The 14,595-nt window shown below is 65.2% G+C and carries 13 protein-coding genes and 3 tRNA genes; 15 read left to right on the top strand and 1 reads right to left on the bottom strand.

The features are described from left to right. Position 1: 1 nt before the first annotated feature. From ACSFBF_RS29705 to ACSFBF_RS29695, 3 genes are all read left to right on the top strand, one after another. Positions 2-1,294: a hypothetical protein gene (locus ACSFBF_RS29705; RefSeq protein WP_435473276.1), complete on the top strand. Its 1,293-nt coding sequence runs from the start codon at positions 2-4 to the stop codon at positions 1,292-1,294. Next, entirely contained in the window at positions 1,282-4,749 is a 3,468-nt protein-coding gene (locus ACSFBF_RS29700; RefSeq protein WP_435473274.1) for an efflux transporter outer membrane subunit, read from the top strand. Before ACSFBF_RS29705 ends, ACSFBF_RS29700 begins: the two co-directional genes overlap by 13 nt. A 738-nt stretch (positions 4,750-5,487) precedes the next feature. Continuing rightward, positions 5,488-6,192, top strand: coding sequence for a phosphoglycolate phosphatase (locus tag ACSFBF_RS29695; protein ID WP_435473272.1), 705 nt, complete (start codon positions 5,488-5,490; stop codon positions 6,190-6,192). Between the two features lie 9 nt (positions 6,193-6,201). Here ACSFBF_RS29695 and ACSFBF_RS29690 read toward each other — a convergent pair whose 3' ends face one another. Further along, a complete protein-coding gene (locus ACSFBF_RS29690) occupies positions 6,202-6,807 on the bottom strand; it encodes a chalcone isomerase family protein (protein ID WP_258351455.1) in 606 nt (201 codons plus the stop codon). A gap of 348 nt (positions 6,808-7,155) precedes the next feature. Here ACSFBF_RS29690 and trpE point away from each other — a divergent pair, with 348 nt between their 5' ends. The 12 genes from trpE to ACSFBF_RS29630 all read left to right on the top strand — a co-directional run. Then, positions 7,156-8,658, top strand: a complete 1,503-nt coding sequence (gene trpE, locus ACSFBF_RS29685; RefSeq protein ID WP_435473270.1) for an anthranilate synthase component I — start codon at positions 7,156-7,158, stop codon at positions 8,656-8,658. Beyond that, positions 8,655-9,047 (top strand): GxxExxY protein, encoded by a 393-nt coding sequence (locus tag ACSFBF_RS29680; RefSeq protein ID WP_056514741.1) that lies wholly within the window; start codon positions 8,655-8,657, stop codon positions 9,045-9,047. Before trpE ends, ACSFBF_RS29680 begins: the two co-directional genes overlap by 4 nt. Beyond that, the gene (locus ACSFBF_RS29675) at positions 9,044-9,628 is read left to right on the top strand and encodes an aminodeoxychorismate/anthranilate synthase component II (protein ID WP_093058808.1); all 585 of its coding nucleotides are present in this window, start codon (positions 9,044-9,046) and stop codon (positions 9,626-9,628) included. The genes ACSFBF_RS29680 and ACSFBF_RS29675 overlap by 4 nt, the downstream gene beginning before the upstream one ends. Positions 9,629-9,634: 6 nt before the next feature. Further along, positions 9,635-10,696, top strand: coding sequence for a low-specificity L-threonine aldolase (gene ltaE, locus ACSFBF_RS29670; RefSeq protein WP_435473267.1), 1,062 nt, complete (start codon positions 9,635-9,637; stop codon positions 10,694-10,696). Between the two features lie 16 nt (positions 10,697-10,712). Then, positions 10,713-11,375: a LysE family translocator gene (locus ACSFBF_RS29665; protein ID WP_435473265.1), complete on the top strand. Its 663-nt coding sequence runs from the start codon at positions 10,713-10,715 to the stop codon at positions 11,373-11,375. A 22-nt stretch (positions 11,376-11,397) separates the two neighbouring features. Next, complete coding sequence (trpD, locus tag ACSFBF_RS29660; protein ID WP_435473263.1) at positions 11,398-12,420, top strand: anthranilate phosphoribosyltransferase; 1,023 nt, start codon at positions 11,398-11,400, stop codon at positions 12,418-12,420. 29 nt (positions 12,421-12,449) lie between these two features. Continuing rightward, positions 12,450-13,250 carry an indole-3-glycerol phosphate synthase TrpC gene (gene trpC, locus ACSFBF_RS29655; RefSeq protein WP_435473261.1) on the top strand — a complete coding sequence of 267 codons (801 nt, stop codon included), beginning with the start codon at positions 12,450-12,452 and terminating at the stop codon, positions 13,248-13,250. Then, positions 13,247-13,954, top strand: coding sequence for a uracil-DNA glycosylase (locus ACSFBF_RS29650; RefSeq protein ID WP_435473259.1), 708 nt, complete (start codon positions 13,247-13,249; stop codon positions 13,952-13,954). Before trpC ends, ACSFBF_RS29650 begins: the two co-directional genes overlap by 4 nt. A gap of 106 nt (positions 13,955-14,060) precedes the next feature. Continuing rightward, positions 14,061-14,146: transfer RNA gene (locus ACSFBF_RS29645), tRNA-Tyr, on the top strand. A 64-nt stretch (positions 14,147-14,210) separates the two neighbouring features. Then, positions 14,211-14,284 (top strand) — tRNA-Gly (locus ACSFBF_RS29640). A 51-nt stretch (positions 14,285-14,335) separates the two neighbouring features. Next, positions 14,336-14,410: transfer RNA gene (locus ACSFBF_RS29635), tRNA-Thr, on the top strand. Positions 14,411-14,483: 73 nt separating this feature from the next. Beyond that, on the top strand, positions 14,484-14,595 hold a 112-nt coding region (locus tag ACSFBF_RS29630; RefSeq protein WP_435460540.1), incomplete at its 3' end, for a GTP-binding protein.

Here is a 14,595-nt window from a genome sequence, read left to right as displayed (position 1 = left end):
CATGAATTTCCCGACTCGTGTTTCGCTGGTGCTTGCCTTGGCGGGAGCGACCGCATGCTGTGCTGCACCGACAACCAATGAAGCACAACAATCCCTCGCGCGGCAAAGCTGCGAAGGGTTGCGCCGCGCGGTGGCGTCCGATCAGGTGGGCAATGCATCGAGTCCGCTTTTTCTCGCGAGCTACCGCCTGGGCGATACGAAGTCGGGGGAGCCGTCGCTCGAGCCCATGCTTGCGAACGTGGCATTTGTCTACGACAACGCATTGGCCGGCATCGCGTTGCTCGCCTGTGGCGATGCGACTTCGGCTCGGCGCATTGCCGATGCCGTCGTGCTCGCCATCGAACAAGACCCGAATGCGCTGCAGGGTCGCTTGCACAATGCCTACCGCGCAGGCCCGCTCGGCGCCGGGAAGCCGGCGCTGCCGGGGCACTGGGACGCCGGCAGAAAACAGTGGATCGCCGACGCCTACCAAGTGAGCACAGCGACGGGCAACGTGGCGTGGGCCGCCTTGCTGCTGCTGAACGTCTACCAAACGACGTCGGTGCCGCGCTATTCGACTGCGGCACAGCAGCTCCTGGCCTGGATCGAACAGCGCACGCGCATGACCGTCGAACCCGACGGCTACAACGGCGGCTGGTACGGGTGGGACGGCGCGCAAAGGGCGCAGACCTGGAAGTCGACCGAACACAACATCGACATTGCGATGGCCGCGGCCTGGGCCGCACGCATCAGCGGACGGCCCGAGTTCGCGCGACAAGGCCGCATCGCGCTGGCGTTCGTCTCGCGCATGTGGAGCCCGACGGAGCAGCGCTTTTTCATCGGTACGGGGATCGACGGCGCGACCGTCTCGGCCACGGCATCGGGACTGGACGCGCAACTCTGGCCGCTGCTTGCCGCACCCGAAGGCCACTGCGTCTGGGGCCGCGCGCTCGACTGGGTCGAACGCAATCACCGCAGCGGTGCCGGCTACGGTTTCTCGCGACAGCCTGATGGCATCTGGACCGAGGGCAGCGCGCAAGCGGCCGCCACCCTGATGGCCCGCAAGGGCGCGGTGCCTGATTCGCTGTGGCGCCTGCTGGGAGCGCAACGCGCCGACAACGGCCTCTACTACGCCACGCCCAGTCAGCGCATTTCCACCGGTCTCGCCATCGGGCCGGACTCCGCCGACGCAGACTTCTACTACTACCGGTGGCCCCATCTGGGCGCCACCGCATGGGTCGCACTGGCCGCCACGGGCTGGAATCCATTCACTGGACAAACAACCGTTGCAGGAGCTTCACCATGTCCGATTTGATCGACACACCCGAGTTCAGAATCAACATCCTCGTCGTGGGGCTGGCCGTGATCATGATCTTCTGGGCCCGCGCCGACCGGGCCGCACACCGGCGCCTCTTCGGTGCGCTGACCGCGCTCGTGCTGCTGCGCTACCTGGTCTGGCGATTGACCGAAACGCTGCCGCCGGCAGACCTGGGCTTCGACACGCTGTTTGCGTGGGTGTTTCTGGTGCTCGAGCTCATCTCGATCGTCTACACGCTGATGTCGATCCAGATACTGACCGGACGCCGCGACAACCATGCGCTGGCCGACAAGGGTGAAGCGGCGTTGCGCCAGCGCGGCGCCGATGTGCCCGCGGTCGATGTGTTCATCTGCACCTACAACGAAGACCTGAGCGTGCTCGAGAAGACGATCGTGACCGCGCAGGCCATCGACTATCCGCACGTCGAGGTCTGGGTGCTGGACGACACGCGCCGCGACTGGCTGCGCGACTACTGCGCGCGCAAGGGCGTGCACTACGCGCGGCGCCCCGACAACACGCATGCCAAGGCCGGCAACCTGAACAACGGCCTGCGCCTGTCGGGCGCGGCAACCAACTCGCCCTTCATCCTTGTGCTGGACGCCGACTTCGCGCCGCACCGGAACATCGTCTACCGCATGCTGGGCCTGTTCGACGACCCGAAGGTCGGGTTGGTGCAAACGCCGCAGTTCTACTACAACGCCGACCCGATCCAACACAACCTGCGCGCCACCGACAGTTGGGTCGATGAGCAGCGAGTGTTCTTCGATGTGCTGCAGCCCGCCAAGGACGCCGTGGACGCGGCGTTCTGCGTGGGCACCTCGTTCATTGTGCGGCGCGACGTGATCACGGCAGCGGGCGGCTTTCCCACGGGCAGCGTGTGCGAAGACATCTACACGACCTACCTGCTTATGCGCAAAGGCTACGTCACGCGCTGGCTCAACGAGCGGTTGTCGAATGGCCTTTCGGCCGAGAGCATCATCGACTACATCAACCAGCGCAGCCGCTGGTGCCTGGGCACCATTCAGGTGGCGCTGCTGCGCGACGGGCCGCTGCGCGCCAAGGGCTACAGCCTGACGGCGCGCATGCATTACGTGCACGGCCTGCTGCACTGGCTCGGCAAGCCCTTCATCCTTCTCATCCTGCTGGCGCCGGTGTTGTATTGGTATGCGGGCGTCTCGGCGTTTCACGCCACGCCGCGGGAGTTCGCGGCCTACGGACTGCCGCCGCTCGTGATGTTCTGGGGCTACAACTACTGGATCAGCCAACGTCGCTGCCTGCCGGTCTTTACCGAAGTGACGCACATCGTTGTCGCAATGGCCGTCACGCGAACCATCGCGAGCGCGCTGCTGCGACCCTTCGGCCGGCCGTTCAAGGTCACGGCGAAGGGGCTCGATCGATCGAAGACCGTGGTGCACTGGAATCTCGTCGCCGTGTTCGGCGGCCTGATCGTGGCACTGGAATTCGGTGCGTGGGGGGCGTTCGGCAGCGCGATGTCGACGGGCGACGCCCTCAACGTCGTCTGGACCATCGTCGCGATCGTCTACAGCCTCGCGGCGCTCATTGCCTGCGTCGACCGGCCGCGCCCAGAACAGGAGGAGCGCTTTCCGTGCGAGGCCATGACCAGCATCCGCACCGCCGCGGGTGTGGGTGCCGCGCGGTTCATCAACATCGCGATGGATGGTGCGCGGCTGCAGGACAGCGCGTTGCTCAGGCGTCTGCCTGCCGGCCGGCCGTTGGACATTCATGTCGATCAGGTCGGCTGGGTGCCTGCTTTCGTGAGGGCTCAGGTGGCCGGCGGCACTGAACTGCAGTTCGCCAGCGACGGGGCTACCCGCGATCGCCTGATCCGTCATGTCTTCAGCGTCTCGCCGAGCCATGTTGCGGTTCAGGTGAAGCCGGGGCGCGCGATGGCGGCCTTTCTTGAGAGCGCAGGCTGGCGCTGGCCTTCGGCCCGCGTGCTGCGCCTGCCGGCATCGATGCGGCGTGCCTTCGTGGGTGCTGCGCCGCTGCTCGTGATGGTGGTCGTGGGCGTGCTCGTGTTGAGCGGCTGCAACATGACGCCGCCGCTGAAGCCTGCCGACGTCGCGCTGCCGGAACAATGGCCCGTGAACACGCCCGGTGCCTTGTCGGCATCCGCGCCGCCGGACTGGCAGGCCTTCGTGGTGGACGACGAACTGCGTGGGCTGATTGCCATGGCGCTCGCGCAGAACCGCGACCTGCGCGTCTACGCCGCCAAGGCGCGCGAAGCCCGTGCCGTCTATGCGGGCAGCCGCTCGACGCTCTTCCCGGAGATCGGCGTGGCCGGCTATGCCCAGCGCGGCAACATGGCGACTTCGCTCAGCTCCACGGGCGTGATCACCAGCGGCCAGACGAACGCGCGCGTGGCCAACACCTACGGCATCCAGGCCGGGATCACGGCCTACGAGCTCGATTTCTTCGGCCGCATCGACAGCGGCGTGCAGCAGGCCAATTCGCTGGCGCTCGCGAGCGCCAACGATTACGCGGCCGCCCGGATGAACCTGGTCGGGGAAGTTTCAAACGCCTACCTCACACTGCGTGCCGACCGCGCCTTGCTGGCCCTGACCGAGGCCAACGAGACCCGCCAGACCGGCAACACCGACATGATCGCGCGAGCCCGTGCGGTTGGGGGAGCCGCCGACCTCGACGTCTACCGTTCGCAGTCGCTGGTGCAAGGCGCGAGAGTGCGGCGCGAGGAGTTCCGCACACGCGTCGAGCAGGACTTGCAGTGGCTGAGCGTGCTGGCCGGGCAGCCCGTGCCGGCGACGACGGGCACGCAACGGCCGTGGCCCGAGCGCTCGGTGGCCGACGTGCCGCCAGGCTTGCCGGCGAGCCTGCTGCAGCGCAGGCCCGACTTGCTGGCGGCCTATGCGCGTGTCGAGGCCGCTAATGCGGGCATCGGCAGCGCGAAGGCGGCGTTTTTTCCGACCATCTCGCTGACTGCCGTGGCTGGAGGCCTGAGCAATGAATTTTCGAATCTGCTAAGCAGCGGAAATCGCAGCTGGGCCGGTGTGCTCGGCGTCTCGCTGCCTATTTTCGACTGGGGCAGGCGATCAGCCAATCTGACCGCGAGCGAAGAGAGGCTCGCCGCCGCCATGGCGGCCTACGAATACGCCGTGCAGCAGGCCCTTCGAGAGACTGCCAATGCGCTGATTGCCGACAGCCACCTGCGACCGCAACTCGAAGCGCAGCAGGCGCGCGTGCAGTCGCTCGACAAGGTGGCCACCATTTCGAAGACACGCTTTCGCAGTGGGATGGAAGACTACTTCGCCAGTGTCGATTCGCAACGCGAACTCGATGCCGAGCAGCGCCAATGGGTCGAGCTGCAATTGAAGCAGTCGGTCAACATGGTCAATCTCTACAAGGCCCTGGGCGGTGGCTGGACGCCCGCCGATCCTCAGTGGCGATCGTCCTCCGCCTTGAGCGTGAGGTAAGTGACGCGATGGGTCTCATCCAGCTACTGCTGGTACTTTTCGTGGCCGAGTACCCCGGCGTTCCTGCGCGAGACGGCGTCCTTGGCCGCGCTGAGGTAGCCATCCACCTTCAGGAAATAGCACATGGCGTTGCGCTCGACCAGCCCGCGCGTTCCCCGGATGCACTACGACCGCCGCTCGGGCGTTTGTCCGGTCACCGTGAAACCGACCTTGGCGTAGCCGACGGTCGCCAGGCAACGTTCCGGTTCAGTGGCACGCATCTGGCGATCCAAAATTGCTTGCCGTGGATAAGGGATTTGTCAGACATCCGCAAAGTCTGTCGCGCTTTACTTCGCTGGCTGAGTCTCCGGAGCTGGTGTGACGATCACAGTAGTGCTTTCGCTGGGCTTGCCAGGCTCCCCTTTTTTTCCATCGACGCCTTGGGCACCCGCGATACCTGGAGGCCCTGCGGGTCCGGGCGCAGCCACGGGTGCCGCTGGAACGGCGACCACGGCAGTAGGTCTATCGCACGCGGCCAAGCTCAACGCACCGAGCAGCGCCAAAGTCAGTAGTGAACGGTTCATGGAGAATCCTTTGAAGGCCTCCTCAGGCTAGGCGCATTCCTGGCATGAGACGGTGCGCCAGCGAACATAGGCGCATTGCACTTCGTCAGCCGTTGTGGATGATCACTGTCGCTTGTCGAGCCCGCAGGGTGTTCACCCAGGATTTTCGAAATTTTTTGAACTCTATTTGTTTGTTTTGAACTCTATTAGCTTCGACCACACCCGCTTCGACGCCGCCATCGTCGACCTCGACGGCACCATGGTCGACACGCTCGGCGACTTCGCCGCGTCGCTGAACCGCATGCTCGACGACCTCTCGCTGCCGCATGTGGCGCCTGCCGCCATCGAGACGATGGTGGGCAAGGGTTCGGAGCACCTGATTCATTCGGCGCTCGTGCATGTGCTGGCGCCGGATGCTGCCGCCGATGCGAAGGCACGGGCCTTGTTCGATCGCGCATGGGAGCACTACCAGCACCACTACCTCGCCATCAACGGACAGCACTCGGTGGTGTACCCCGGCGTGATCGACGGACTGAAGGCGCTGCGCGCAAGCGGCCTGCGGCTGGCCTGCCTTACCAACAAGCCGACATCGTTCGCAAAGCCCTTGCTGGTCGACAAGGGCCTCGACGGTTTCTTCGAATTGGTGTTCGGCGGCGATGCCTTCGAGCGCAAGAAGCCCGATCCGCTGCCGCTGCTGAAGACCTGCGAAGCGCTGGGCACCACGCCCGCGCGCACGCTGATGATTGGCGACTCGAGCAACGACGCGCGCGCCGCACGCGCCGCGGGTTGCCCCGTTGTGCTCGTGACCTACGGCTACAACCACGGCGAGCCGGTGCGCGGCGTTGATGCCGATGGCTTCGTCGATTCGCTGGCTGAGCTTGCGCCGGCCGCGTTGCGGTAACGGCCCTTCTTATTGCTTGCCGAGCAGCGCGTCTTTCAGTTTCCAGTCGGCCGGGTTCGGCCCCAGCCAGATGCGCAGCAGCGCATTGAAGAAAGCCGGCTCCTTCACCGGATCGGGCTGAGGCACGCCGCGCACCGTAATCACCGTGCCGGTGCCGGGTAGCCAATCGATGGTGAAGGTGTCGCCGGTCTTCAGTTGTTTCTGGTCGGCGAACATCTGGCCCATGCGCAGCAGGCCCGGAATGAGGTTGACCATTTCGCTCTTGGGCGAGTTGTCTTCCACGCCCTTGGTGAAGAGCTTGCCGAGTTCGTTTGCGTCGATGTCGCGCAGCATGGTGATGGCCACGCGCTTGGGGCCCGGCGCGGCCAGCGCCTCTTCGGTGGTCGACACCTTTTTGCCCACGTACAGGCCGGCCGTGTAGACCTTAAAGATGGCCTTGTAGCGGATGCCCGCGCCGTTGAGCACCAAGGGGCTGCCGCGCAGATCCATCTGGTCTTCGAGCTTGACACCTGCCACGTCGACCTGCGCCGCCGAGGCGCCGAGGGCGGCAGTGGCAAGGCAGGCAGCCAGGGCGAGGCGGGAGAAGAGCACGGTCGGAAGCGAAAGAGCAGTCAACGCAGTCTCCTTGGAATTTTGCGAACGATCGTGCGAATGTATCTTTTTGTTTTACGTTCCCGGCTTCGGGGGAACCCTGAATGCGGCCATGAAGGCGACCGTTGCGCACTTCGGCGATTTCGTGGGCTAAACTCCGCGCCTCATATGTTCGTTCATCACATCATTCAAACAGGTGAAGGCAGCCGGGGAGCCTGGCCCTGGCGTCGCCATACTTCGCTGACTGTTTGATTGCACGGCGCACGCCGTGCGCCCGCGGTTCCGAGTCGATACACACTACGACGCCGGACCACCCGTGAATGACCTTGCCGCCGGCCAAAGGAGCGCCGCAGGCAACTGGAGAACGAATCCGTGATCACCGAACTTGAATTCAAGAGCCTCAGCGCACAGGGCTACAACCGCATTCCGCTGATGGCCGAGGCCTTTGCCGACCTCGAGACGCCTCTTTCCCTCTACCTCAAGCTGGCCCATTCGCAGGGCGGCGGCAAGCACAGCTTTCTGCTCGAATCGGTGGTGGGCGGTGAGCGCTTCGGGCGCTACAGCTTCATCGGACTGCCGGCCCGCACGCTGCTGCGAGCCAGCGGCTTCGGCGCCGAGGCCGTCACTGAAGTGGTGACCGACGGGCAGGTGGTCGAGACCACCAGAGGCAACCCGCTCGATTTCGTGGCCGAGTACCAGAAGCGATTCAAGGTCGCGCTGCGGCCCGGCCTGCCGCGCTTCTGCGGCGGCCTTGCCGGCTATTTCGGCTACGACACCGTGCGCCACATCGAGCGCAAGCTCGAAAAGAGCTGCCCGCCCGACACGCTGGGATGCCCCGACATCCTGCTGCTGCAGTGCGAGGAACTGGCCGTCATCGACAACCTGTCGGGCAAGCTCTACCTCATCGTCTATGCCGACCCGAAGCAGCCCGAGGCCTATGCCGGCGCCAAGCGCCGCCTACGCGAGCTGAAGGAAAAGCTCAAGTACTCGGTGAGCGCGCCCGTCGTGAAGCCCACGCAGCCGCATCCGCCCGAGCGCAGCTTTGCCAAGGCCGACTACCTTGCGGCCGTCGAGCGCGCCAAGGAAATGATTGCCGCCGGCGACTTCATGCAGGTGCAGGTGGGCCAGCGCATCAGCAAGCGCTACACCGAGTCGCCGCTGTCGCTGTATCGCGCGCTGCGTTCGCTGAACCCGTCGCCTTACATGTACTACTACAACCTGGGCGACTTCCACGTGGTGGGCGCTTCGCCCGAGATCCTGGTGCGCCAGGAAAACACGGGCGAGGGCGAGCAGAAGATCACCATCCGCCCGCTGGCCGGCACGCGCCCGCGCGGCGCGTCGATTGAGCTCGACAAGGCGGCGGAGGAAGAACTCATCAACGACCCGAAGGAGCGCGCCGAGCACGTGATGCTGATCGACCTGGCGCGTAACGACATCGGCCGCATCGCCAAGACGGGCACGGTGAAGGTGACGGAAGCCTTCGCGGTGGAGCGCTATAGCCACGTGATGCACATCGTGAGCAACGTCGAAGGCACGCTGAAAGACGGCATGACTGCCATCGACGTGCTGAAGGCCACCTTCCCGGCCGGCACGCTGACCGGCGCGCCCAAGGTGCATGCGATGGAACTCATCGACCAGCTGGAGCCCACGAAGCGCGGCCTCTATGGCGGCGCGTGCGGCTACATCAGCTACGCGGGCGACATGGACGTGGCCATCGCCATTCGCACCGGCATCGTGAAGGACCAAATGCTCCACGTGCAGGCCGCGGCCGGCGTGGTGGCCGATTCGGTGCCCGAGCTGGAGTGGAAAGAAACAGAGGCCAAGGCACGCGCACTGCTGCGTGCCGCCGAACTGGTCGAGGAAGGCCTGGAATGAGCAACGCACCCGATATTCAGAACGACTTCTCGCACGAGATCATCGGCGCGGCCGTCGAGGTGCAGCGCGTGCTCGGTACGGGGCTCGACGAAGGGGCTTATGCCGCTGCGCTGGCGATCGAGCTTGCCGAGCGCGAGATCGGCTTCACGCGCGACGTGGCGCTGTCGGCCAGCTACAAGGGCCGCTCGCTGGGCGAGGTGTACCGTGCGGGCTTCGTGATCGAGCAATCGGTCATCGTCGAACTCAAGGCGGTCGACGTGCTGACCGACCTGCATCGCGCGCAGGTGCTGGCCGCGCTGCGTCTCTCGGGCCTCAAGCTGGGCCTTCTGATCAACTTCAACGTGTTCCCCGTCGTCAAGGGCGTGCACCGGATTGTGAGCAAGCCATGAAACTGCTGATGATCGACAACTACGATTCCTTCACCTACAACATCGTCCAGTACTTCGGCGAGCTGGGTGCGGACGTGCAGGTGCACCGCAACGACGAGATCACGGTGGAGCAGATTGGCGAACTGATCGCCTCCGGCGTGACGCGGCTGGTGGTGTCGCCCGGGCCGTGTTCGCCGGCGGAGGCGGGTGTCTCGGTGGCGGCCATCGAGGCCTTCGCGGGCAAGCTGCCCATTCTTGGCGTGTGCCTCGGCCACCAGGCCATCGGCGCGGCCTTCGGCGGCAAGATCGTGCGCGCGCAGCAGCTCATGCATGGCAAGACCAGCGAGATCACGACCACGCAAGAAGGCGTGTTCGCTGGGCTGCCCGAGAAATTCATCGTCAACCGCTACCACTCGCTTTCCATCGAGCGCGAGAGCTGCCCGAAGGCCCTGGCTGTCACCGCCTGGACCGACGACGGCGAGATCATGGGGGTGCGGCACACCGGATTCGCGCACGACGTGCGCATCGAAGGCGTGCAGTTCCATCCCGAATCCATCCTGACGGAGCACGGCCACGCCATGCTCAAGAACTTCCTGGACTGAGCCACCATGACCGATCGCACCTCCCTCGTCGACCTGCGCAGCGACACCGTCACGCAACCCACGCCCGCGATGCGGGAGGCCATGATGGCGGCGCCATTGGGCGACGACGTTTTCGGCACCGACCCGAGCGTGAACGCGCTGCAGGAAAAGATCGCCGCGATGCTGGGCTTCGAGGCTGCGCTGTTCGTGCCCACGGGCACGCAGAGCAACCTGTGCGCGATTCTTTCGCACTGCGGGCGCGGCGATGAATACATCGTCGGCCAGCAGGCACACTGCTATCGATGGGAAGGCGGCGGCGCGGCGGTGTTCGGCAGCGTGCAGTCGCAGCCGCTCGACCATGCGCCCGACGGCACGCTGCCGCTGGCGCAGATCGAGGCGGCCATCAAGCCCGATGACGCGCACTTCGCGCGCACGCGGCTGCTGGCGCTGGAGAACACACTGGGCGGCAAGCTGCTGCCCTTCGAGTACGTGCAGGCTGCGACCGATCTGGCGAAAAGCAAGGGGCTGCAGCGGCATCTGGACGGCGCACGGCTCTTCAATGCGGCAACCGCGCAGGCGGCGTTGAACAAGCGCAGCGACATCCGCGCGGAGGCGCGCCGCATCGCGCAATGCTTCGACAGCGTGTCGGTGTGCTTCAGCAAGGGGTTGGGCGCGCCCATCGGCTCGGCGTTGGTTGGGTCGCGTGAATTCATCGCCCGCGCCCATCGCATTCGCAAGATGGCGGGCGGCGGCATGCGGCAAGCTGGGCTGCTGGCTGCGGCGGCTTCGCATGCACTCGATCACCACATCGATCGCCTGGCCGACGACCACGCATTGGCACAGCGGCTTGCACAAGGGCTCGAAGGCATCGAGGGCCTGACGGTCGAGGCGCCGCACACGAACATCGTGTTCGCGGATCTCACCGGGGCTGCGCAGGCGCGTTCGTCGGAACTGATTGCGAGCCTGAACCAGCAGGGCATTCTTGCGACCGGGCTCTACCGGCTGCGCTTCGTGACGCACCTCGATGTCGATGCCGCCGGCGTCGACCGGGCCGTTGCCGCGATCCGCGCCTTCTTCAACAAGCCCTGAGCGGTGCGAGGACGCGATGCCTGATCTTCCCCATCTGCTCGCTTTCATCGCCGCCGGCTGGCTGCTGAACCTCACGCCCGGGCCCGACGTGCTGTACGTCGTGACGAATTCGCTGCGCTCCGGTGTGCGCGCCGGCATCGTGGCCGGGCTGGGCATCACGGCCGGCTGCTTCGTTCACATCTTTGCCGCCGCGGTCGGCGTCGGCACGCTGATGGCGACATCGGCGGCGGCCTTCACCGCGCTCAAGTACGTCGGCGCGGCGTACCTGCTGTATCTGGGCGTGCGCATGCTGCTGTCGCGCGCGGCGCCGCCTGCGGATCTCGACAAGGCGGCCGCCGATGCGGGCGGCGAGCGCAGTCTCAGGGCGATCTTTCTCGGGGGCTTCTGGACGAACGTGCTGAACCCCAAGGTTGCGCTGTTCTTCCTGGCCTTCGTGCCGCAGTTCATTGCGCCCGGCACCGACAACAAGGCACTGGCCTTCGTGCTGCTGGGCGTGCTGTTCAACCTCAACGCCATTCCCGTCAACGTGGGGTGGGCCTTGGCCGCAGGCTGGATGGCGCACCGCAGTGCCGTGCAGAAGGGCATGCACTGGCTCGACCGCGCCGCCGGCGTGCTTTTCATCGGCTTCGGCCTCAAGCTCGCGTTCACCGACGCGCCCGCCGTTCGCGTCGGCCGCTGATTCACTCTCGAGGAGACTTTTCATGATCACCCCCCAGGAAGCGCTGCAGCGCACCATCGAACACCGCGAAGTCTTCCACGACGAGATGCTGCACATCGTGCGCCTCATCATGAGCGGCGAATGCTCGCCCGTGATGATGGCCGCGCTGATCACCGGCCTGCGCGTGAAGAAGGAAACCATCGGAGAGATCACCGCCGCTGCGCAGGTGATGCGCGAGGTGTCGACCAAGGTGCCCGTTGCGGACACGACGCACCTCGTGGACATCGTCGGCACAGGCGGCGACGGTTCGCACACCTTCAACATCTCGACCTGCTCGATGTTCGTCGCGGCCGCGGCAGGCGCCAAGGTGAGCAAGCACGGCGGGCGCAGCGTGTCGAGCAAGTCGGGCAGCGCCGACGTGCTGGAGTCGCTGGGCGTGAACATCAACCTCAAGCCCGAGCAGATCGCGCGTTCGATCGAGGAGTGCGGCATCGGCTTCATGTTCGCGCCGAACCATCATCCGGCAATGAAGAACGTCGCGCCAGTGCGAAAAGAGCTCGGTATCAAGACCATCTTCAACATCCTCGGGCCGCTGACCAATCCGGCTGGCGCGCCGAACATCCTGATGGGCGTGTTCCACCCCGACCTCGTCGGCATCCAGGTGCGCGCGCTGCAGCGGCTCGGCGCCGAGCATGCGGTGGTGGTCTACGGGCGCGACGGCATGGACGAGATCTCGCTCGGTGCCGCCACCATGGTGGGCGAGCTGAAGGACGGCGAGATCCGCGAGTACGAACTGCACCCCGAGGACTTCGGCTTCCAGATGTCGAGCAACCGCGCGCTGCGCGTGGAAACGCCCGAGCAGTCGAAGGCGATGCTGCTCGGTGTGCTCGACAATCAGGCCGGCCCCGCGCTCGACATCGTGCTGCTGAATGCCGGCGCGGCGCTGTATGCGGCGAACGTGGTCGATTCGGTGCAAGCGGGTGTTGAGCGCTCGCGCAGCGCCATCGCGTCGGGCGCGGCGAAGGCCAAGCTGGCCGAGCTGATCAAGGCCTCCACGACCGCCTGAGCCCCAAGAAACCGGAAACCCCAGAAGCTATGTCCGACATCCTCGACAAGATCGTTGCCGTCAAGCGCCAGGAGGTGGCTGCGGCCCTGAAGCGCGCGCCGCTCGAAGCCGTGCGCTTCGATGCCGAGAGCCGCGTGCTGACGCGCGACTTCGAAGGTGCGCTGCGCGCCAAGATCGCCGCCGGCCAGGCTGCGGTGATCGCTGAAGTCAAGAAGGCCAGCCCGAGCAAGGGCGTGCTGCGCGAAGACTTCATTCCGGCCGACATCGCCCAGAGCTACGCCGAGGGCGACGGCGAGATCAGCGCGGCCTGTCTTTCGGTGCTGACCGACAAGCAGTTCTTCCAGGGCGGTGTGGACTATCTCAAGCAGGCGCGCGCCTCTTGCGACCTGCCAGTACTGCGCAAGGACTTCATCGTCGATGCGTACCAGGTGTACGAATCGCGCGCGATGGGCGCCGATGCCATCCTGTTGATCGCAGCTTGCCTCGACGATGCGCAGATGAAGGACTACGAGGCCATCGCGCGCGGGCTAGGTATGGCGGTGCTGGTGGAGGTGCACGACGCGGCTGAGCTCGACCGTGCGCTCAGGCTGAAGACGGCGCTGATCGGGGTCAACAACCGCAATCTGCGCAACTTCGAGGTGTCGATCCAGGCGACCATCGACTTGCTGCCGAAGCTGCCGGCCGACCGTTTGCCTGTGACCGAGTCGGGCATCGGCACGCGCGAAGACGTCGCCACGCTGCGTGCGGCCGGCGTCAACGCCTTCCTGGTCGGCGAAGCGTTCATGCGCGCCAAGGAACCCGGCGAGGCCCTCGCTGCGTTGTTCAAATGAGCCGGCCCGATCAGCTGTCGAGCAGCGATCCTGCTGACTGGCCGGTGGCGCCGGGTTGGCAGCCGCTGGTCGACGATTTCTTTGGAGGCGCCGTGGGGCAGAAGCTGCTGGGCTTTCTGCGCGAACGTCTCGATGCGGGGGCGGTGATCTTTCCGCCACAGCCGCTGAGGGCGTTGGAACTCACGCCGCCAGAAGACGTGCGCGTGGTGATCCTGGGCCAGGACCCGTACCACGGGCGCGGCCAAGCCGAGGGGCTGGCGTTTTCCGTGGCGCCCGGCGTGGCGCTGCCGCCGTCGCTGCGCAACATCTTCAAGGAGCTCCAGCGCGACCTGGGCACACCGCCGCCGGCGTTCCCGAATCCGGGTGGCAGTCTGGTGAAGTGGGCGACGCATGGCGTGCTTCTGCTCAACACCTGCCTGACAGTCGAGGAAGCACAGCCGGCCAGCCATTCCGGACGTGGCTGGGAGGTGCTGACGGACGCCGTCATTCGGCATGTTTCAGGCGGCGCCAAACCTGTTGTTTTTATGCTGTGGGGCTCGCATGCGCAGAGTAAGCGAGCGTTGATCGACGTTAAGCGCCATAAGGTGCTGATGTCGAATCATCCATCGCCTCTTTCGGCGTTGCGCCCGCCCGCGCCGTTCATCGGCTGCGGCCACTTCGGCGAAGCGCGCGCGTGGCGGGAGGCTCAGCGGGCGGAGGGGTGAAGTTGGGCGATAATCGTGGGCTCACGCCTCGATCAGTTTCCCTGCATCTTCTGGATGCTTGGATTTCTGAGTAGTCACAAAACCGTGCTATATTTCGAGGTTCGCCGGAGAGGTGGCCGAGTGGTTAATGGCAGCAGACTGTAAATCTGCCCTCTTACGAGTACGCTGGTTCGAATCCAGCCCTCTCCACCAGCGATGAATTTGGTTTCTAAGAGCGATTGGATTTCGCGCTTTGGGTGCCTTGAGTGCCCCCGATGCGGGAGTAGTTCAATGGTAGAACCCCAGCCTTCCAAGCTGATGACGCGGGTTCGATTCCCGTCTCCCGCTCCAGAGACTCGGTTCATTGTTGAGGCGATGTGAATTCGTAACTTTGTTACAAATGCCCTTTTGGCTCAGTGGTAGAGCACTCCCTTGGTAAGGGAGAGGTCGCGGGTCCGATTCCCGCAAAGGGCACCAGTTTTTGGGGGTTGCAACGGCAGCTTTGCAACCCATCTGCATACGTTGGAAACGTTTTTTTCGGAGTCGAAAAATGGCAAAAGGTAAATTCACCCGCACCAAGCCGCACGTGAACGTGGGCACGATCGGTCACGTTGACCACGGCAAGACCACGCTGACGGCTGCGATCGCAACGGTTCTGTCGG

This window comes from Variovorax nivicola, assembly GCF_051216475.1.
Lineage (GTDB): Bacteria > Pseudomonadota > Gammaproteobacteria > Burkholderiales > Burkholderiaceae_C > Variovorax.
This window is presented reverse-complemented; position numbering and strand designations above follow the sequence as displayed.